Below are 19,678 nucleotides of genomic sequence, written 5' to 3'. Positions count from 1 at the left end.
GGACGTACGCGCGTGTGTGCACGGGCACGAACGGGAGGCGGGACGATGGCCGTCAAGGACCGGGACCGGTTCTCCACCACGACCAGGCTCAGGCTGCTCGGTGAGCAGACCGCGGCCCGTGTCTACCGTTCGCAGACCCGCCGCCAGGCCCGCCGCTCCCGCCTCACCGGCCGCGCGGCACTGCTCGCGCTGGTGCTGTGCTCGTTGGTGGTCGCCCTGGCGTACCCGATGCGGCAGTACGTCTCCCAGCGCGCCGACATCGCCGACCTGCAACGGCAGAAGCGGCAGGCCCAGCAACGGGTGGAACAACTGCGCGACCTCAAGGCACGCTGGCAGGACGACGCCTACGCCGAACAGCAGATCCGGCGGCGGCTGCACTACGTGAAGCCCGGGGAGACCGGCTACGTCGTGGTCGACCCGGGCCCGGCCGAGCGGTCCCGCGCCGAGCAGGGGGCGGCCCGCCGCCCCTGGTACGCCAACGTCTGGGACGGGGTCGACAAGTCCGACGCCTCCGACCAGTGAACTGACAGAGAGATGTACGCAAGGCATGGAAACCCCACCGCCGCCCACTGAGCGCACCGAGCCCACCGAGGCGGACGTCGAGGCCTTCAAGCAGCAGCTCGGGCGGCCGCCGCGCGGGCTGCGCGCGATCGCGCACCGCTGTCCCTGCGGGCAGCCCGACGTCGTGGAGACGGCCCCGCGGCTGCCCGACGGCACGCCCTTCCCCACGCTGTACTACCTGACGTGTCCGCGCGCGGCCTCGGCCATCGGCACGCTGGAGGCCGACGGCGTGATGAAGGAGATGACGGAGCGGCTGGCCACCGACCCGGAACTGGCGGCCGCGTACCGGGCCGCGCACGAGGACTACATCCGGCGCCGGGACGAGATCGAGGAGCTGACGGGCTTTCCCAGCGCGGGCGGCATGCCGGACCGCGTGAAGTGCCTGCACGTCCTGGTCGCCCACTCGCTGGCCGCCGGGCCGGGCGTGAACCCGCTCGGTGACGAGGCGATCGCGATGCTGCCCGAGTGGTGGCGCAAGGGCCCGTGCGTGACGCCCGCCGGGCCCGTCGGGACCGAGGAGGGCGGCGCATGACCCGGGTCGCCGCCGTCGACTGCGGTACGAACTCCATCCGTCTGCTGGTCGCGGACGCCGACCCGGCGACGGGGGAACTCGTCGAGCTGGACCGGCGCATGACCATCGTCCGGCTCGGCCAGGGCGTGGACCGCACCGGCCGGCTCGCCCCCGAGGCGCTGGAGCGGACCTTCGCGGCCTGCCGGGAGTACGCCGAGGCCGTCAAGGAGCACGGCGCCGAGCGGCTGCGTTTCGTGGCCACCTCCGCCTCCCGGGACGCCGAGAACCGGGACGAGTTCGTGCGCGGGGTGATGGACATCCTCGGCGTCGAGCCCGAGGTGATCTCCGGTGACCAGGAGGCGGAGTTCTCCTTCACGGGCGCGACGAAGGAGCTGACGGGCCGTGCGGACCTCGACCGGCCCTTCCTGGTGGTGGACATCGGCGGCGGCTCGACGGAGTTCGTCGTGGGCGACGACCACGTCCGCGCGGCGCGCTCGGTGGACGTGGGCTGCGTCCGCATGACGGAGCGTCACCTGGTGCGGGACGGGGTGGTCACGGACCCGCCGACGGAGGACCAGATCGCCGCCATACGGGCCGACGTCGAGACCGCGCTCGACCTCGCCGAGAAGACGGTCCCGCTGCGCGAGGCGCGCACCCTGGTGGGCCTGGCCGGCTCGGTGACGACGGTGTCGGCGATCGCGCAGGACCTGCCCGCGTACGACTCGGCGGCCATCCACCACTCCCGCGTCTCCCGCGAGCGCGTCCGCGAGATCAGCGATCGCCTCCTGCACTCCACGCACGCCGAGCGCGCGGCGATCCCGTCCATGCATCCGGGCCGTGTCGACGTCATCGGCGCGGGCGCCCTGGTCCTGCTGGCCGTCATGGAGCGCATCGGCGCACACGAGGTCGTCGTCAGCGAACACGACATCCTCGACGGCATCGCGTGGTCGGTGGCGTAGGCCCGTTTTCTACTGGTCGGTAGCCTCCGGCTGAGCAGTCCCGATACCGTGTGAGCGCACCCGAGGGGCCCGCCGGGCGCCCCTCGGTGACGCTCCGCCAGGGAAACTTCGTGAAGTTCTTCACAAGGAATTCGGCCCTGTCAAGGGCCGAAAGGGCCTCCGGGGGCCTTTTCGGGGTCTCAGCAGGGAGGAAACCGTGCTCGGGTGAGCGCCGGGAAGACGTTCCGGAAGGGTCGCAGGGCCCCTCCGCAGGGGACCTTCTTCGGTCGGAGGAGCAGCTCACGTGGCCTTGACAACGGTCCGAACCGGACGGTGGCCGTCTGCCGCCGCCAGGGCCCTCCGCGCAGGGGTCGCGCAGTTTAGCACAGGGTCTGCCCAACCTTGTGAAGGGGCGCACGAGCGACCCCCCTGGGGCAGGTGGATACTCGATGCCATGAGCACCACGGAGCGTCCCAGGATCCTCGTAGTAGGCGGTGGGTACGTAGGCCTGTACGCAGCTCGGCGCATCCTCAAGAAGATGCGCTACGGAGAGGCGACCGTCACGGTCGTCGACCCCCGTTCGTACATGACCTACCAGCCCTTCCTCCCCGAAGCCGCAGCCGGCAGCATCTCCCCCCGGCACGTCGTCGTCCCGCTGCGACGCGTGCTGCCCAAGGCGGAGGTCCTCACCGGCCGGGTCACCACCATCGACCAGGACCGCAAGGTCGCCACGGTCGCCCCGCTGGTCGGCGAGGCGTACGAGCTGCCCTTCGACTACCTGGTCATCGCGATGGGCGCGGTGTCCCGCACCTTCCCGATCCCGGGCCTGGCCGAGCAGGGCATCGGCATGAAGGGCATCGAGGAGTCCATCGGACTGCGCAACCACGTCCTGGAGCAGCTCGACAAGGCCGACTCCACTACCGACGAGGAGATCCGCCGCAAGGCGCTCACCTTCGTCTTCATCGGCGGTGGCTTCGCCGGCGCCGAGACCATCGGTGAGGTCGAGGACATGGCCCGGGACGCGGCCAAGTACTACACCAACGTGTCCCGCGAGGACATGCGCTTCATCCTCGTCGACGCCGCCGACAAGATCCTCCCCGAGGTCGGCCCGAAGCTCGGCCAGTACGGCAGGGAGCACCTCGAGGGCCGCGGTGTGGAGGTCTACCTCTCCACCTCCATGGAGTCCTGCGTCGACGGCCACGTGGTGCTCAAGAACGGCCTCGAGGTCGACTCCAACACGATCGTGTGGACCGCGGGCGTCAAGCCCAACCCGGCGCTGTCCCGCTTCGGCCTGCCGCTCGGCCCGCGCGGCCACGTCGACTGCGCGCCCACCCTCCAGGTGCAGGGCACGGACTACATCTGGGCCGCCGGTGACAACGCGCAGGTGCCCGACCTCGTCGGCCGCCGGGCGGGCAACGAGAACGCCTGGTGCCCGCCGAACGCCCAGCACGCGCTGCGTCAGGCCAAGGTCCTCGGCGACAACGTGATCTCCCAGATGCGGGGCTTCCCGCAGAAGGACTACGAGCACGCCAACAAGGGCGCGGTCGCGGGTCTCGGCCTGCACAAGGGCGTCGCGATGATCGTCATGGGCAAGATGAAGATCAAGCTCAAGGGACGCCTCGCCTGGTACATGCACCGCGGCTACCACGGTATGGCCATGCCGACCTGGAACCGCAAGATCCGCATCTTCGCCGACTGGACCCTCAGCATGTTCCTCAAGCGCGAGGTCGTCTCCCTCGGCGCCATGGAGAACCCCCGCGAGGAGTTCTACGAGGCCGCCAAGCCCGCGCCGGTGCCGGCCGCGAGCAAGACCGAGGAGAAGGCCAAGGCCTCCTGACCTCCCGGTCCGACGAACGAACCGAAGGACCTCCCGCCATCCGTGGTGCGGGAGGTCCTTCGGCGTTCCTCCGGGCGTGACGCAGCGCCGTTGCGGTGGAACGGTGGTGTTTGCCCAGTCGTAACTCCGTTGCGGGACTGCGCCCGGCGCGTCCCGGTGTTTACGTGGTGGATGACATTCCGGCGTTCGTCGTCATGGAGGTGTGCACCATGCCCGATGCCGCGCTGCGGCTCACACGACTCCTCGAACAGCTCCTGGGGGCCCCGCTTCCCGTGCGCGTCCGCGCCTGGGACGGTTCCGAGGCGGGGCCGCCGGACGCACCGATGCTCGTCGTACGCAATCGCCGGGCCCTGCGCCGGCTGCTGTTCAAGCCGGGCGAGCTGGGCCTGGCCCGTGCCTGGGTGGCCGGCGACCTGACCGTCGAGGGCGACCTCTACGCCGCCCTGGAACTGCTCTCGGGCCTGATCTGGGAGCGTGGCGAGGACGCCCGCGGCCTCACCCGGACGCTGCGCGACCCGCAGGCCCGCGCCGCCGTCCGCGGCCTGGTGAAGCTGGCCGGCCCGCCGCTGCCGCCCGCCCCGCCCCGCGAGGAGGTCCGCCGGCGCCGCGGCCACCTGCACACCAGGCGCAGCGACAAGCGTGCCATCAGCCACCACTACGACGTCGGCAACGACTTCTACGAGCTCGTCCTCGGCCCCTCGATGGTGTACTCCTGCGCCTACTGGCCGGCCCCGGAACCCCGCGCCACCCTCGAACAGGCCCAGCACGACAAGCTCGAACTCATCTCGCGCAAGCTGGACCTGAAACCCGGTCAGCGCCTCCTCGACGTCGGCTGCGGCTGGGGATCCATGGCGGTCCACGCGGCCCGCGAGCACGGCGCGGGCGTCGTCGGCGTCACCCTGTCCCAGGAACAGGCGGCGTACGCCCGCAAGCGCGTCGCCGACGAGGGGCTCACCGACCGGGTGGAGATCCGCGTCCAGGACTACCGGGACGTGGACGACGGCCCCTACGACGCGATCTCCTCCATCGGCATGGCCGAACACGTCGGCGCCGCCCGCTACCTGGAGTACGCGCGTGATCTGCACGCCCTGCTGAAGCCCGGCGGACGGCTGCTCAACCACCAGATCGGCCGCCGCCCGCAGCGGGACGAATCGGCCTACCACGTGGACGAGTTCATCGACGCCTACGTGTTCCCGGACGGCGAGCTCGCGCCCGTCGGCGCCACCGTCACCCAGCTGGAGCGGGCCGGCTTCGAGGTGCGCGACGTGGAGTCGATCCGCGAGCACTACGCGCTCACCCTGCGCCGCTGGGTGGCCAACCTGGAGGCGGACTGGGACCGGGCGGTGCGGCTCACCAGCCCCGGCCGCGCCCGCGTCTGGCGCCTGTACATGGCGGCCTCCGCGCTCGCCTTCGAGCGCAACCGCATCGGCGTCAACCAGGTGCTGGCCGTGCGGCCCCCCGGATCCGGTGACTCGGGGATGCCGCTGCGGGCCCGCACCTGGGGCGCGCCCGCCGCCTAGCGCCGCACACCGAAGGGGCCCGTTCCGTCACGGAACGGGCCCTTCGGTGCAGAGGTCGCGGAGGGCGGCTACTCCGACTTGATGGCCTGGAGCATGTTCAGCCGCGCCGCGCGCCGGGCCGGCCACAGGGCCGCCAGCACGCCGACCGCCGCCGCGAGCAGCAGGAAGACGGCCAGCCGCGACCAGGGCAGGATCAGCTCGTACGTCGACAGACTGGTGCCCAGCAGCTCACCGGCCGCCCAGCCGAAGAACACGCCGAGCCCGATGCCGAGGACGCCGCCGAACAGGGAGATCACCAGGGACTCCAGGCGGACCATCCGCTTGATGCCCTTGCGGTCCAGGCCGATCGCGCGGAGCATGCCGATCTCCTGGGAGCGCTCGAACACCGACATCGCCAGGGTGTTGATGACTCCGAGGACCGCGACGATCACCGCCATGGCGAGCAGGCCGTAGAGCAGGTTCAGCATCAGGGTGAACATCTGCGCGATGCCGTTGGAGATGTCCTTCTTGTCCTGGACCTTGATCGCCGGGTTGGAGCCGAGGGCCTTCACCAGCCGGTCCTTGGCCGCGTCGGACGCGCCGTCGGCGGTCTTGACCATGACCTGCATGTCGGTCGGGTGGGGCTGGTGCGGCGCGAGGGTGGCGTTGTCCAGCATGATCCCGCGGATCATCTCGTTGCCCTCGTAGACCCCGGCGACGGTCAGGCGCTGCTTCTTTCCGTCCTCGAAGGCGGCGGTGAAGACCGAACCGGCCTTCCAGCCGTGCGATTTGGCGGTCTTGCCGTCCACGACGACCTTCGTGCCGACGACCGTGAAGGAGCCGTCGTCGACCTGGAGATCGGTCAGCTCGCCGATCGCCTCGCCGTTCACCCCGGTCAGGAACTCGGATTGGCCGTCGATGCGGGAGGGCGCGTTGCGCAGCGGGCTGGTGGCCGTCACGTCCTCGGCGGCGCGCAGCTTCCTGTCGACCTCCGGGGAGAGGAAGTTGCCGTTCGCCATCGACACCACGTAGTCGGCGCGGATCGCGGACGAGGCCATCTTGTCGATCGCGTGCTGGAGGCTGCCCGCCATCACCGTCATGCCGGTGATGAGGGTCAGGCCGATCATCAGCGCGGACGCGGTGGCCGCCGTACGGCGCGGGTTGCGCACCGAGTTCTGCCGGGCCAGCTTGCCGGAGACGCCGAAGGCGCGCAGGACGGGGGCCGCGGCGGCGATCAGCGGACGGGACAGCAGCGGGGTCAGGACGAACACGCCGATGATCAGCAGCACCGCGCCGAGACCCATGGGCGCCTGGGCGGCTTCGATGTCGTCCATCGCCGTGGCCACCAGGACCACGGCGACACCGGCGGCCGAGAACAGGGCACCGATGGTGTTGCGCAGTACCAGAGACTTGGTGGTCGCCCGCGCGTGCACGCTGCTCATCGCCGCCACCGGCGGGATCCTGGCGGCCCGGCGGCCGGGCAGCCACGCGGCCAGCATGGTCACGAGGACACCGACCGTGAGGGCGGCGGCGACGGTGCCGGGCGTGACGACCAGCGGCCCGTCGGGCACGGTGGCGCCCATCGAGCCCAGCAGGGACTTCAGCCCGGCGCCGATGCCGATGCCCGTGACCAGACCGGTCACGGCGGCCACCGCGCCCACCAGGAACGCCTCGATCAGCACGGACCGGGTGACCTGCCGGCGGGAGGCGCCGACCGCGCGCAGCAGCGCCAGTTCCTTGGTGCGCTGGGCGACCAGCATGGTGAAGGTGTTGGCGATGATGAACGTACCGACGAACAGCGCGATGCCGGCGAAGACCAGCAGGCCCTGACGCAGTCCGCTCATCGAGTCCGAGATCATCCGCGCCTGGTCGTCGGCGAGCTGCCTGGCGGTGGTCGTCTCGGTCTTCCCCTTCGGCAGCACCCGGTCCAGCTGCGCCTTCAGCGCCGCCTGGCTGGTGCCCGCCTTCGCCTGCACGTCGATCTCGTCGTACGTGCCCGGCTTGCCGAACAGCTTCTGGGCGGTCGCCGTGTCGAACAGGGCGAGGCTGCCGCCGGCGGCGACGTTGCCGTCGTCGGTGGTGAAGACGCCGCTGACGGTGGGCGTCAGGACGGGGCCGTCGACGGAGACGCGGATGGTGTCGCCGACCCGGTACCCGGCGCGCCGGGCGGTCTCGGAGTCGATGAGGACCTGGCCCTCGCCGTGCGGGCTGGTGCCGGACTTCAGCGGGTACCGGGGGTCCTTCGCGCCCCAGTAGTTCCCGCCCCGGGACTGGAAGCCGCCGCCGATCAGCTTGCCGTCCTTGTCGGCGATGGCGGTGAAGCCGTGCACGACACCGATGGCGGAGCCGGCGCCGGGGACCCGGGCGCTGTCGTCCAGCAGCGCCTGGGTCAGCTCGGGCTGCTTGCCGACCCGGTCGCCCTTGCTCTGCTGGTACTTGGACCGCACGGCCACGTCGACATGGTCGAAGCCCTCGGCGGAGCTCTTCTGGAACGCGTCCGAGATGGTGTTGGTGAAGACCAGGGTCCCCGACACGAAGGCGACGCCGAGCATCACGGCGAGCACGGTCATGAGGAGCCGGGCCTTGTGCGCGAGTACGTTGCGCAAGGCTGTGCGGAACATGGGTTCGTCTCAGTCCTGGGTGTACGAGGGGGTGGTGGGAAGCAGGCGGGAGGCCAGCTGGTGCGGCTCTAGTCGAGATCGGCGGTCCGGGGACTCCCCCCGGGAAGACGCCGCATGCGGTCGAGGACCGCGTCCGCCGTGGGCTCGTACACCTCGTCCACGACCCGCCCGTCCGCGAGGAACACCACCCGGTCCGCGTACGCCGCGGCCACCGGGTCGTGGGTCACCATCACCACCGTCTGGCCCAGTTCGCGCACGGAGTTGCGCAGGAAGCCGAGCACCTCGGCCCCGGCCCGCGAGTCGAGGTTTCCGGTGGGCTCGTCACCGAAGATGATCTCCGGCCTGGCGGCCAGCGCCCGGGCGACGGCGACGCGCTGCTGCTGACCGCCCGACAGCTGGGAGGGCCGGTGCCCCAGCCGGTCGGCGAGCCCCACCATCCGGATCACGGAGTCGAGCCACTGCTGGTCCGGCTTGCGGCCGGCGATGTCCATCGGAAGGGTGATGTTCTCCAGGGCCGTGAGCGTCGGCAGCAGGTTGAACGCCTGGAAGATGAAGCCGATCTTGTCCCGGCGCAACCGGGTGAGCTGCTTGTCCTTCAGCGAGCCGAGCTCGGTGTCACCGATGCGCACCGAACCGGAGGAGAACGTGTCCAGGCCCGCCACGCAGTGCATCAGCGTGGACTTGCCGGACCCGGAGGGGCCCATGATCGCGGTGAACTCGGCCTGGTGGAAGTCGACGGAGACCCGGTCGAGGGCGACCACCTGGGTCTCGCCCTGTCCGTAGATCTTCGACAGATCCGTGGCACGCGCGGCCACGGCGGTGGTCCGGCCGGCGAGGGAAGAGGTGGTCACGGGTGGGCGCTCCTGACGGGACGACGACGTTTCGCGGGACGTAGACCATCGTCGCGGCCGATCGGGGCCGTGCAGTCAGCCGCTGTTCCCGTTCCGGGGGCCGACTCGGGTCGGACCGGGGCCGGGCACGTCATACCTGGGGATGAGGGCCGTCCCTGATACCTGGGACGAGGGACGGCCCTGAGACGCGTCCTCCCGGCCGGGTCGTCGAGAACAGGTGGAGCCCCCCGGTTCGGACGGTGAAATTCCGTCATTCCGCGTGCGCGTCCGGCGCTCGCCCGCAAGGCTGATGGCAAGTGCCGATGGCCACCCCCGCACGCTGATGCTCCCTCAGTTACCAATAAAATAAGACAACATGAGTCCACCCGCCCGCTGTTCGGGGAAGGCGTCCCGATAGGGTCGGAGCCGCAGCGCGGAGCCCATGGCCTGCCCGGATGGTGGAAAGCAGACACGGCGAGCTTAAACCTCGCTGCCCCTTCGCGGGCGTGCCGGTTCAAGTCCGGCTCCGGGCACCACCACGTCGGACACGGTCCGACCAGCGGGCCGTGCCCCGCGGTGGGAGGGCGGGTCCGAGCAGGTCTCCCCGCATCCGGGCCCGCGCGCCCCTCACTTCGGCCGCACGAGCGCGCTTCTTCGCGCGAGCTGAGCCGCCGATCGGTCGTCACCTGCGATCCGCCGACGCGGGCGCTCATCGACGCGAACCCTCATCGACGCGGACAACCATTGACATCGGGTGGGTCCGGACGGAAACTCAGAGGCGCCCGATAGTGAAAGAAATTTCACTACGCGAACGGCAGCGTACATCCAGTCATCCACCCAGGCGACGACGCCCACCCGAAGGGAACGACCGATGCGCACCACCGTCGGCATCATCGGAGCCGGACCGGCCGGCCTGCTCCTCGCCCGGCTGCTCCACAACGCCGGGATCGACTCGGTCGTCCTGGAGAGCCGCGACCGTGCCTACGTCGAGCACCGGCAGCGGGCCGGGATCCTGGAGCAGGGCACCGTGGACGCGCTGCGCGCGGCCGGGGCGGGGGAGCGGATGGACCGCGAGGGGCTGCGGCACGACGGGATCGAGCTGCGCTTCGACCGGCGCCGGCACCGCGTCGACTTCCCCGCGCTCACCGATGGGCGGTCGGTGATGGTCTACGCCCAGACCGAGGTCTGCAAGGACCTCATCGCCCTGCAGCTCGAGGAGGGCGGCCCGCTGCTGTTCGAGGCGGAGGCGCTGGCCGTGGAGGGGGCGGAGAGCGACCGTCCCTCCATCCGGTTCCGCCGCCAGGGGCGCGAGGACGTCCTCGAGTGCGACTACGTCGTCGGGTGCGACGGCTTCTGGGGCGTGGCCTGCAAGGCCGTCCCGACCTCGCTCTCCCAGGTGTTCGAGCGGACGTACCCCTTCGGCTGGCTCGGCATCCTCGCCGACGTGGCCCCCTCGCACGACGAGCTGGTCTACGCCCGCCACGACCGCGGGTTCGCCCTGCTGTCCATGCGCTCCCCGTCCGTCTCCCGTCTGTACCTCCAGGTGCCCGCGGACACCGACGCCAACGAGTGGAGCGACGAGGAGATCTGGGACGAGCTCGAACGGCGGCTGGAGACCGACGACGACTGGACCCTGCACCGCGGTCCGATCACCCAGAAGTCGGTGACCCCGATGCGCTCCTACGTCCACGAGCCCATGCGCCACGGCCGCCTGTTCCTGGCCGGGGACGCCGCCCACATCGTGCCGCCGACCGGGGCCAAGGGGCTGAACCTCGCCGTCGGCGACGTCGTCACCTTCGCGCGGGCGCTCGTGCACGAGAAGGAGACGGGGTCCGCCGAACTCCTCGACGCCTACTCGGCGACCTGCCTGCGGCGCGTCTGGCAGGCCGAACGCTTCAGCTACGACATGACGACGATGCTCCACAGCGATCCGGACGCCACCGCCTTCGAGGGGCGCCTGCAACTGGCCCGCCTGGACCGGATCGGCTCCTGCCGGGCCGCCGAGACCGACCTCGCCGAGGGCTACACCGGATTCCCGATCGGCTGACGGACACCCGGGTGGTCTCCGGCCGGTTCCGGACGTGTTCCGGGTCGGTCATGAACGGGGCCCTCCCTGGCCGGGAATCTTGCGGCGACGTAGCGTGTTCCGCAGCAGGCGAGGGAAAGATCCTTCCCAGGTACTAGGGTCAGTCCTTTGCCTTTCCATTACTCTTGAGGCCAAGGCCGCGCCGTGCGGCCATGGAGGAGTGAGATGAGGAGCAGAAACCCGGTCTTCTCGCGACGGGGGTTCAGCCGCGACAACGGCTACGCGGGCTTCGACGCCGCGCCGCAGGCCGGGGGCCCCGCTGTCGGCACGCAGGGCAGTCCGTACGCGCAGGGCAACCCGTACGCCCAGCCGAGCGGCAACCCCTACGCGCAGAACCCTTACGCTCAGCAGGACCTCCAGCAGGGCGCGCCGCCGCAGGCCCCGGCCACCACCGGCCGGATGACGATGGACGACGTCGTCCTGCGCACCGCGTCCACGCTCGGCACGCTGATCGTGACGGCCGCGCTCGCCTGGGCGCTGCTGCCGGTCGACAGCGCCAACATCAACCGTTCCTACGGGATCGGTGTCGGCGCCATGGTGATCGGCATGGTGCTGGCCCTGGTGCAGTCGTTCAAGCGCAAGGCCTCGCCCGCGCTGATCCTGACCTACGCCGCGGTCGAGGGCGTGTTCCTCGGCGTCGTCTCCAACATCGTCGACACCCACGTCGCCAGTGGCGCGGCCATGCAGGCCGTGCTCGGCACGATGGCCGTCTTCGTCGGCGTGCTGCTGGCGTACAAGGCGGGCTGGATCCGTGTCACCCGCCGGTTCTACGGCTTCGTGATGGCGGCGGCGCTCGGCTTCGTGCTGCTGATGGCGGTCAACCTGCTGTTCGCGGTGTTCGGCGGCGGTGACGGCCTCGGCTTCCGCAGCGGCCCGCTCGGCATCCTCTTCGGCGTCATCGGCATCATCCTCGGCGCCTGTTTCCTGGCCCTGGACTTCAAGCAGGTCGAGGACGGCATCGCCTACGGCGCGCCGCGCGAGGAGGCCTGGCTCGCGGCCTTCGGCCTCACGCTGACGCTGGTGTGGATCTACATGGAGTTCCTGCGGATCATCGCGATCCTCAACCAGAGCGACTAGTCCCACAGCGCACACCTCGCGCAGGACGAACGCAAGGGCCCCGGGTCTTCCCGGGGCCCTTCGTCGTTCCGGCGCCGTGTCCGTCCGGCGGCGCCGGCTCTCCGCTGCACGCCTAGAGCAGCTTGCGCGCGGCCCTCCTCAGGTCGTACTCGTGGATGAGCGCCTTGGCGTGGCCGTACGCGAGGTCGTGCTCGTGGCGGAGCCAGCTGACCTTCTCCTCGAAGCGGAGCGCGGGGCCTTCTTCGACGGTGCGCAGCCAGTCGGAGATCTCACGACCGGTGCAGTGGGGGATGCGGGCGAGCAGATTGCGATGGGTCTCTTCGGAGAAGACTTGGGACATCGGCGCCTCCGGACGCATTCGAAGCCGGTCCTTCACGTCACCGTGCCTGAGGGTTCGCGCATTGGCAACAGTCGTGCCGCGACGCGTAGTCTCACGGCGTGGTTGACACGACATCTCTGACCCGGGCAGTGGATCACTTCGCCGACCGCCTCAGGGCGGCGCCGCAGAGCCGGCTGCAACGGGCGGGCGCGGCGCAGGCACTGGCGCTGGCCAGGGAGTTCGCCCGGCGGGCCCAGCTCGCCGAGCGCCCCGGGTGCGAGCCGCGGGAGATGCCGGACGCGGGCATGTTCGCCGCCGCGGACCAGGTCACGGTCGCCGGTCACGACCTTGCACTCGTACTGAAGAACGAGGCCGAGGTCGAGGAGGCCGTACGACTGGTGCAGGAGGCACTGAAGCGCGCCGGCGTCTGAGACACGGGCCGGGTCCGGGGCGGACGGGGTCTGAGATTCGGGCCGGACCTGAGAAGTCGGCCGGGCCTGGGACAGGGGCCGGGTCTGGGGGATGGGGCCGGGTCTGGGGGATGGGGCCTGAGACGCCGGCCGGGTAAGACGCCGACGGGGTCTGAGAAGTCGGCCAGGCCTGGGACGCGGACGGGGTCTGAGTCGCGGGCCGGTTCCGGGGCGGATGGGGCCTGAGGCACCGGCCGGGTCTGGGACAGACGGTGGCCTGAGAGGCCGGGCGGTGCATGAGACGCGGGCGGTGCTTGAGACGTTGGCGGGGCCTGACACGCGGGCGGGGCCTGAGACGCTGACCGGGCCTGAGAAGTCGGCCAGGCCTGGGACGCGGACGGGGTCTGAGTCGCGGGCCGGTTCCGGGCGGATGGGGCCTGAGGCACCGGCCGGGTCTGGGACAGACGGTGGCCTGAGAGGCCGGGCGGTGCGTGAGACGCGGGCGGCGCGTGAGACGTTGGCGGGGCCAGGAGGCTGGCGGGGCCAGACATGCAGGCGGTGCTTGAGACGTTGGCGCCTGACACGCCGGCGGGGCCTGACACGCCGCCGGGGCCTGACACGCCGCCGGGCCAGGGACGCGGACGGGGCCCGGGCACGGGTGGCAGGGCGCTGATGGGACCGGGAGGCGGTGCGGTCGCTACAGCGATGCGATGACCCGGTCCGCCAGGATGTACACCTGCTCCGCACCGCAGGTGAAGGTGAGCGTGTAGGCCCCGGAGATGCCCGAACCGCCGAGCAGCACCGGGGTCTCGCCCGCCCGCAGGGCGTCGGCCAGGCGTTCCGCGGTCTCGCGGTGTCCTGGGGTCATGCACAGGGTCGTACCGTCGGCGAAGACGTAGACGTCGAGGGTGCCCAACGGGCCCGGGCGGACGTCGGCGAGCTCCACGCGGGACTCGGCCAGGTCCTCCAGCGTGGCGAGCGTCTGCTCGTGGTCGCCCCCGACGGGCGAGGGGTGCGGGGTGAAGTCCGGGTGCGAGGGGTGCCGGCGGCGGGCCGCGGCAAGCTCAGGGGACTCGCCGGAGGCACCGCCCTGGACGCAGTCCTTGCCGGAGAACTCGTCGGCCTCGGGGCCGGACTCGGTCACCGGCTCCAGGTGGTCGAGCCCGGTCAGGTCGGCCTGACGGGGCAGGAACAGCTCGCTGTCGGGCAGCCCCAGCAGGGAGGGCGTGTCGGCGGCGTCCCGGGCCTCCTGGGCGGCCCAGAAGGCGCGCGCCTCGGCCAGCTCCCGCTCCCGCTCCTCGGCGAGCGCCTCGACCACGGCTGTACGTATCTGCTCCGCGTCCGCGTGACCGCGGGCGGCGGGCAGCAGTGCGCGCGCGGTGGCCGTGTGGTTCTCCGCGAGCTGGGTGTGCAGGGCCGCGACCTGGCGGCGCAACACCCACAAGGCGCGCAGGACGGCGACGCCCACGGCGCCGGTGGCGGCCGTGGTGAGCAGCAAGGCGATCGGCATGGCGCTCACTGACGTACTCCCGGGTTCAAGGTCGACCCCCGACTTCCTACAACAGCTTGAAGGGCGGACTATCCAAGTGTCAGTGCGTAATGTCACGAAACGGACAGAAGTATGGTCCGATGCGACCCCAGGGGCCCTCTGGGGTAAAGCGCTGACCTGGGTAAACCTCTCCGTCCAGGGAGATAGGTCACATCCTGAGGGAGATTGGATCACAAAACAGCCCGGAACCAAGGGGTTTCTTGGATTCCGGGCCATTCGGTCACAGCGGGTGGTAAAGCGGCCACTGACGGTCTCTCTCGTGGCCTTTGTGGCGCGGTAAGTCAGCTGAGGCGTTCGATGACCATCGCCATGCCCTGGCCGCCGCCCACGCACATCGTCTCCAGGCCGAACTGCTTGTCGTGGAACTGGAGGGAGTTGATGAGCGTGCCGGTGATGCGCGCGCCGGTCATGCCGAAGGGGTGGCCCACGGCGATCGCGCCGCCGTTGACGTTCAGCCTGTCCAGGTCGATGCCGAGGTCGCGGTAGGAGGGGATCACCTGGGCCGCGAAGGCCTCGTTGATCTCGACCAGGTCGATGTCGCCGATGGTCAGCCCGGCCCGCTTGAGGGCCTGCCGGGACGCCTCGACCGGACCGAGGCCCATGATCTCCGGGGACAGGGCGGAGACACCGGTGGAGACGATCCGGGCGAGCGGGGTGAGGCCCAGCTCGCGGGCCTTGGTGTCGGACATGATGACGAGCGCGGCGGCGCCGTCGTTGAGCGGGCAGCAGTTGCCGGCGGTGACCAGGCCGTCCGGCCGGAAGACCGGCTTCAGTCCGGCCACGCCCTCCATGGTCACGCCGGGGCGCGGGCCGTCGTCCTTGCCGATCACGGTGCCGTCGGGCAGCGTCACCGGGGTGATCTCCCGTTCCCAGAAGCCGTTCTTGAGGGCCTCCTCGGCGAGGTTCTGCGAACGCACGCCGAACTCGTCCATCTCTTGGCGGGTGACGCCCTTGAGGCGGGCCAGGTTCTCCGCGGTCTGGCCCATCGCGATGTAGGCGTCGGGGATCAGGCCGTCCTCGCGCGGGTCGTGCCAGGTCGAGCCGCCTTGCTCGGCCCTGGCCGCGGTACGGGCCTCCGCCTCGGCGAACAGCGGGTTGTGCGTGTCCGGCAGGCTGTCGGAGTTGCCCTTGGTGAACCGGGAGACCATCTCGACTCCGGCCGAGACGAACACGTCGCCCTCGCCGGCCTTGATCGCGTGCAGGGCCATCCGGGAGGTCTGGAGCGACGAGGAGCAGTAGCGGGTGATCGTGCAGCCGGGCAGGTGGTCCATGCCCATCTGCACGGCGACGATCCGGCCGAGGTTGTTGCCCTGCTCGCCGCCGGGCAGGCCGCAGCCGAGCATCAGGTCGTCGATGTCCCGGGGGTCCAGCCCGGGGATCTTCGCGAGCGCCGCCTGGACGATCGTGGCGGTGAGGTCGTCGGGGCGCAGGTCCTTGAGGGAGCCCTTGAAGGCCCGGCCGATGGGGGAGCGGGCAGTCGAGACGATGACGGCTTCGGGCATCACGACTCCATGTAGATAGGGCGGCGCGCGGCGCTCGTGGAGCGCGGTGGTCGGGCGACCGGGCGGCCGTGTGGTCGATCGAGGTCTTCCGTTTGGATCAGGCCGGGCTCGCGGGGTCTGGCACCGCTCCCCCATGCTCTTCGAGCGGGGGACCCCAGTCGCGTTGTCGTCGGTCGGCGGGGCTCCGCCCTGCCGACCTCCTCCGCCTTGCGATGCCCCCGCTGAAGGGCGTTGGAGTGCCCCATCACCAGACCCCGCTCCCTGGTCCGGCCTGATCCAAACGAAAGACCCCGAGGGCGGCTGCTTGGAAGTTACCCGTACGTTCGGTCAGGGTCACTCCCGCCGGGGTGTGACTCTGGCCGCAATTTTCTAAGCGCTTGCTTTCCCTGCTCGGCCGGGGTCGCTCTCAGACCGCCCGGAGACCGCCCTCGGACTCCTCCCAGCTCGTCGAACCGAGGGGCTCCTCGGACGGGCCGGAAGCGGCCGGCTCGGGCTCGGGCACCCGGCGCCGCCGGCGCCGCTTGAGCAGGGCCCACGGTCCGCGCGGACCGGTCGGCAGCGCCGCCGTGACCTCCGTGCCCGCCTGCGACGCGGCCTCCGCCGCCGCGCGGGCCACCGGCAGGAACCCCTCGCTCCGGGACACGTCCGGACGCTCCTCCTCGGCCGGCCACAGGCCCAGCGCCGCGCACACCGTCGGCAGCACCGCCATCGCCGCCGTCGCGTAACCCTCCGCGGAGGGGTGGTAGTTGTCCGGACCGAACAGCTCCCGCGGGTTCGCCGCGAACTCCGGACCCAGCAGGTCGCCCAGCGACACGGTCCGGCCCCCCTGCTCCACCGCCCCGATCGTCTGCGCCGCCGCCAGCTGACGCGAGGCCCGCCGGGCCAGCCACCGCAGCGGCTGCTGGACCGGCTCGATCGTGCCGAGGTCCGGGCAGGTGCCGACGACCACCTCGGCGCCCGCCGTGCGCAGCCGCCGCACCGCCGCCGACAGATGGCGCACCGAGCGCGTCGGCGGCATCCGGTGCGTCACGTCGTTCGCGCCGACCATGATCACGCAGATGTCCGGCACCCGCTCCGGATCGCCCAGCACCAGCGCCACCTGGCGGTCCAGGTCGTCCGACCGGGCACCGGGCAGCGCCACGTTGCGCAACCGCACCGGACGTTCCGCCACCGCCGCCAGGCCCGACGCCAGCAACGCGCCCGGCGTCTGCCCGGCCCGGTGCACACCCTGCCCCGCGGCCGTGGAGTCGCCGAGCATGACCAGGCTCAGCGGCGGCTCGCCGGGGGTTTCGTAGGCGCGGCCGTACAGACCGTCCGCGACCGGCACGTGGTTGTCCGTGCCGTTGCCCACGTGACGCTTGGCCATCTGCACCTCGGCCAGCAGCAGACCGACGGCCGCGGCACCGACCAGACCGAGTCCGCCGCCGCCGTACGCGGCGCCGGCCGCGATCCGCCGGGCCACTCTCGCCCTCGACATGTTCGTCATGCCCGCCGACACCTCCTCGTAGCCGTACATCCACTCCTTGCCCCGTACGGACCGTCGTCCAATCTCGACGGGGAGTGAACACCCACCCGGGGGCGGTCCCCCTGGCCTTAGGCTGGCGGCACACTACGACCACATCTTTTTGCGGCAACCGGAGACAACGGTGCAATTCCACGACTCGATGATCAGCCTCGTCGGCAACACCCCGCTGGTGCGGCTCAACAGCGTCACCAAGGGCATCAAGGCGACAGTCCTGGCGAAGGTCGAGTACTTCAACCCCGGCGGCTCCGTGAAGGACCGCATCGCCCTGCGCATGATCGAGGCGGCCGAGCAGAGCGGGGAGCTCAAGCCTGGTGGCACGATCGTCGAGCCGACCAGTGGGAACACCGGGGTGGGACTGGCCATCGTGGCCCAGCAGAAGGGCTACAAGTGCATCTTCGTGTGCCCGGACAAGGTCTCCACTGACAAGATCAACGTGCTGCGCGCGTACGGCGCCGAAGTGGTCGTGTGCCCGACGGCCGTCGCGCCGGAGCACCCGGACTCCTACTACAACGTCTCCGACCGGCTGGTCCGGGAGACCCCCGGCGCCTGGAAGCCCGACCAGTACTCCAACCCGAACAACCCTCTGTCGCACTACCACTCCACCGGTCCCGAGCTGTGGGAGCAGACCGAGGGCAGGATCACCCACTTCGTGGCCGGCGTCGGTACCGGCGGCACCATCTCCGGCACCGGGCGCTACCTGAAGGACGCCAGCGACGGCAAGGTCAAGGTCATCGGCGCCGACCCGGAGGGCTCGGTGTACTCCGGCGGCTCCGGGCGGCCCTACCTCGTCGAGGGCGTCGGTGAGGACTTCTGGCCGACCGCCTACGACCGGACCGTGGCCGACGAGATCGTCGCCGTCTCCGACAAGGACTCCTTCCAGATGACCCGCCGCCTCGCCAAGGAGGAGGGCCTGCTGGTCGGCGGCTCCTGCGGAATGGCGGTCGTCGCGGCGCTGCGGGTGGCCGAGCGGCTCGGCCCGGACGACGTCGTGGTGGTCCTGCTGCCGGACAGCGGGCGCGGGTACCTGTCGAAGATCTTCAACGACGAGTGGATGGCCGACTACGGCTTCCTGGAGGACGAGGGCCCGAGCGCCCGCGTCGCCGACGTGCTGAACGACAAGGAGGGCGACTCCATCCCCTCCCTGGTCCACATGCACCCGGACGAGACCGTCGGCCAGGCCATCGAGGTGCTGCGCGAGTACGGCGTCTCGCAGATGCCGATCGTGAAGCCGGGCGCCGGCCACCCGGACGTCATGGCGGCCGAGGTGGTCGGCTCCGTGGTCGAGCGGGAGTTGCTGGACGCGCTGTTCACCCGGCGGGCCGCGCTGGAGGACCCGCTGGAGAAGCACATGTCGGCCCCGCTGCCCCAGGTCGGCTCCGGCGAGCCGGTCGCCGACCTGATGTCGGTGCTGGGCACGGCGGACGCGGCGATCGTGCTGGTGGAGGGTAAGCCGACCGGGGTCGTCAGCCGTCAGGACCTGCTCTCCTTCCTGGCCAAGGGCGGAAAGCACTGACGCACCTCCGCCGCGCCCGATGTGCCGGCGTGCCGGCGGGAACGTGCGGTGACCCGCGACTGAGAGGCAGTCGTGGAAACGGTACGAGCGTGTCACGTGCGCGCAGCACCCGCTTAACACGCGTCCGGCACATTGGTGGACGTCGGAAGGGGCGGCGGATCGCCTCCCGGGCGCCGAGCGCCGGGGGAGGCCCTCTGCCCCGGCCGGCGCCGTGCGGCGTCGCGGACCTCCGGAGCGGCTCCCGGACCTCCATGGACGCCACGGACGCGAAGGCCCGGTCCTGACCCGGCCCGCGTCCGCCGCGGGGACCGCCGTCGTCCCGCCCCCCGGTCGACGGGGGTGCGGCGGTCCCCGCGCATACGCCTTGCACCCGCGCGGTCGTGCGGTGGGTGCGACGGCTCACTCGCGCGGTCGTGCCATGGGCGTGGCGGCTCACTCCTGCCGGGCGTCGTCCTCGGCGCGCCGGCTCAGTCCTTCCAGGTGTCGTCCTCGGCGCGGTCGCGGCGGCGGCCGGTGAACAGGCCCGGGTTGGTGCGGGCGGCCTGGACGGCGTTGACGCCCACGATCCCGAACCAGGCGACGATGAGGCCGGGCAGGTGCGCGACGGCGCCGCCGATCGCGGACAGCGGCACGGCCAGCACCAGCGAGACGATGCCGAAGCCGAAGCGCTCGCCCCAGGAGTCGGTGGCCCTCGGCGAGCGGGAGCCCCGGGCCACTGTCATCTGCTGCTCGGCGAACTGCCGGCGCATCCGGCGTTCGACGGCCCCGTCGATGCGCTGGTCGACCTTCTCCAGAAACGAGTCGACCAGCGCCGACTCGTACTCCTCGCCCAACTCCCTGCGGGCCTGCAGAGAGGCGTTGAGGTCCTTCTTCAGGTCCGTGTCCCGCGCGTCCATTCCG

16 protein-coding genes and 1 tRNA gene are annotated in these 19,678 nt (G+C 71.2%); 10 read left to right on the top strand and 7 right to left on the bottom strand.

Annotated elements, in window-relative coordinates; all coding sequences use genetic code 11:
• Positions 1–45 precede the first annotated feature (45 nt).
• From ACFY4A_RS22250 to ACFY4A_RS22230, 5 genes are all read left to right on the top strand, one after another.
• Complete coding sequence (locus ACFY4A_RS22250) at positions 46–522, top strand: septum formation initiator family protein (RefSeq protein WP_390831104.1); 477 nt, start codon at positions 46–48, stop codon at positions 520–522.
• A 25-nt stretch (positions 523–547) separates the two neighbouring features.
• Positions 548–1,093 carry a DUF501 domain-containing protein gene (locus tag ACFY4A_RS22245; protein WP_390831103.1) on the top strand — a complete coding sequence of 182 codons (546 nt, stop codon included), beginning with the start codon at positions 548–550 and terminating at the stop codon, positions 1,091–1,093.
• Positions 1,090–2,031, top strand: coding sequence for an exopolyphosphatase (locus ACFY4A_RS22240; RefSeq protein ID WP_390831102.1), 942 nt, complete (start codon positions 1,090–1,092; stop codon positions 2,029–2,031). Before ACFY4A_RS22245 ends, ACFY4A_RS22240 begins: the two co-directional genes overlap by 4 nt.
• Before the next feature lie 433 nt (positions 2,032–2,464).
• Positions 2,465–3,847, top strand: coding sequence for an NAD(P)/FAD-dependent oxidoreductase (locus ACFY4A_RS22235; protein WP_390831101.1), 1,383 nt, complete (start codon positions 2,465–2,467; stop codon positions 3,845–3,847).
• Between the two features lie 209 nt (positions 3,848–4,056).
• Entirely contained in the window at positions 4,057–5,367 is a 1,311-nt protein-coding gene (locus ACFY4A_RS22230) for a class I SAM-dependent methyltransferase (protein ID WP_390831181.1), read from the top strand.
• Between the two features lie 68 nt (positions 5,368–5,435).
• Here the strand turns inward: ACFY4A_RS22230 and ACFY4A_RS22225 are convergent, their stop codons facing one another.
• Together ACFY4A_RS22225 and ACFY4A_RS22220 are read right to left on the bottom strand one after the other, a co-directional pair.
• On the bottom strand, positions 5,436–7,967 hold the full coding sequence (locus tag ACFY4A_RS22225; protein WP_390831100.1) for an ABC transporter permease: 2,532 nt from the start codon (positions 7,965–7,967) through the stop codon (positions 5,436–5,438).
• A 68-nt stretch (positions 7,968–8,035) separates the two neighbouring features.
• A complete protein-coding gene (locus tag ACFY4A_RS22220; RefSeq protein WP_390831099.1) occupies positions 8,036–8,818 on the bottom strand; it encodes an ABC transporter ATP-binding protein in 783 nt (260 codons plus the stop codon).
• A 428-nt stretch (positions 8,819–9,246) separates the two neighbouring features.
• On the opposite strand from ACFY4A_RS22220, the gene ACFY4A_RS22215 reads away from it, so the two are divergent.
• The 3 genes from ACFY4A_RS22215 to ACFY4A_RS22205 all read left to right on the top strand — a co-directional run bounded on the left by ACFY4A_RS22215 (position 9,247) and on the right by ACFY4A_RS22205 (position 11,960).
• Positions 9,247–9,333: transfer RNA gene (locus ACFY4A_RS22215), tRNA-Leu, on the top strand.
• A 335-nt stretch (positions 9,334–9,668) separates the two neighbouring features.
• On the top strand, positions 9,669–10,844 hold the full coding sequence (locus tag ACFY4A_RS22210) for a 4-hydroxybenzoate 3-monooxygenase (RefSeq protein WP_390831098.1): 1,176 nt from the start codon (positions 9,669–9,671) through the stop codon (positions 10,842–10,844).
• 204 nt (positions 10,845–11,048) lie between these two features.
• Entirely contained in the window at positions 11,049–11,960 is a 912-nt protein-coding gene (locus ACFY4A_RS22205; RefSeq protein ID WP_390831097.1) for a Bax inhibitor-1/YccA family protein, read from the top strand.
• A 112-nt stretch (positions 11,961–12,072) separates the two neighbouring features.
• Here ACFY4A_RS22205 and ACFY4A_RS22200 read toward each other — a convergent pair whose 3' ends face one another.
• On the bottom strand, positions 12,073–12,300 hold the full coding sequence (locus tag ACFY4A_RS22200) for a DUF4287 domain-containing protein (RefSeq protein WP_073949570.1): 228 nt from the start codon (positions 12,298–12,300) through the stop codon (positions 12,073–12,075).
• Between the two features lie 98 nt (positions 12,301–12,398).
• On the opposite strand from ACFY4A_RS22200, the gene ACFY4A_RS22195 reads away from it, so the two are divergent.
• Positions 12,399–12,710 (top strand): hypothetical protein, encoded by a 312-nt coding sequence (locus tag ACFY4A_RS22195; protein ID WP_390831096.1) that lies wholly within the window; start codon positions 12,399–12,401, stop codon positions 12,708–12,710.
• Between the two features lie 676 nt (positions 12,711–13,386).
• Here ACFY4A_RS22195 and ACFY4A_RS22190 read toward each other — a convergent pair.
• From ACFY4A_RS22190 to ACFY4A_RS22180, 3 genes are all read right to left on the bottom strand, one after another.
• Positions 13,387–14,199, bottom strand: coding sequence for a hypothetical protein (locus ACFY4A_RS22190; protein WP_390831180.1), 813 nt, complete (start codon positions 14,197–14,199; stop codon positions 13,387–13,389).
• A gap of 320 nt (positions 14,200–14,519) precedes the next feature.
• A complete protein-coding gene (locus tag ACFY4A_RS22185; RefSeq protein ID WP_390831095.1) occupies positions 14,520–15,740 on the bottom strand; it encodes an acetyl-CoA C-acetyltransferase in 1,221 nt (406 codons plus the stop codon).
• A 406-nt stretch (positions 15,741–16,146) separates the two neighbouring features.
• Positions 16,147–17,226 (bottom strand): SGNH/GDSL hydrolase family protein, encoded by a 1,080-nt coding sequence (locus ACFY4A_RS22180; RefSeq protein WP_390831179.1) that lies wholly within the window; start codon positions 17,224–17,226, stop codon positions 16,147–16,149.
• A gap of 160 nt (positions 17,227–17,386) precedes the next feature.
• Between ACFY4A_RS22180 and ACFY4A_RS22175 the strand changes: the two genes are divergently transcribed.
• Positions 17,387–18,778 (top strand): cystathionine beta-synthase, encoded by a 1,392-nt coding sequence (locus ACFY4A_RS22175; RefSeq protein WP_390831094.1) that lies wholly within the window; start codon positions 17,387–17,389, stop codon positions 18,776–18,778.
• 467 nt (positions 18,779–19,245) lie between these two features.
• On the opposite strand, the gene ACFY4A_RS22170 is transcribed toward ACFY4A_RS22175, so the two are convergent.
• Entirely contained in the window at positions 19,246–19,674 is a 429-nt protein-coding gene (locus tag ACFY4A_RS22170; protein WP_390831178.1) for a hypothetical protein, read from the bottom strand.
• Positions 19,675–19,678 lie beyond the last annotated feature (4 nt).

The organism is Streptomyces sp. NPDC001292 (genome assembly GCF_042896465.1).
Classification (GTDB): domain Bacteria; phylum Actinomycetota; class Actinomycetes; order Streptomycetales; family Streptomycetaceae; genus Streptomyces.
This window is presented reverse-complemented; position numbering and strand designations above follow the sequence as displayed.